Below are 338 nucleotides of genomic sequence, written 5' to 3' on the forward strand. Positions count from 1 at the left end.
GCTTCAACATCAGCGGCGTTTAAATCAGGCATTTTTGTTTCTGCGATTTCTTTTACTTTATCGCGTTTAACAGTAGCGACTTTATTACGGTTCGGCTCACCTGAAGCAGTTTCAATACCTGCTGCTTTTTTCAACAACACTGCTGCTGGTGGAGTTTTCGTAATAAATGTAAATGAACGGTCTTCGAAAACCGTGATTTCAACAGGGATAATCATACCCGCTTGATCTTGAGTACGTGCGTTGAATTCTTTACAGAATCCCATGATATTAACACCCGCTTGACCTAGTGCAGGTCCTACTGGTGGTGCCGGATTCGCTTTCCCAGCTGGAATTTGTAG

At 43.2% G+C, this 338-nt stretch carries 1 protein-coding gene; it reads right to left on the reverse strand.

Annotated elements, in window-relative coordinates:
- On the reverse strand, positions 1–338 hold a 338-nt coding region (gene rplK / locus RG959_RS23925; RefSeq protein ID WP_342799286.1), incomplete at both ends, for a 50S ribosomal protein L11.

It is taken from the genome of Domibacillus sp. 8LH, assembly GCF_038806185.1.
In the GTDB taxonomy this organism is placed as follows: domain Bacteria; phylum Bacillota; class Bacilli; order Bacillales; family Domibacillaceae; genus Domibacillus; species Domibacillus indicus_A.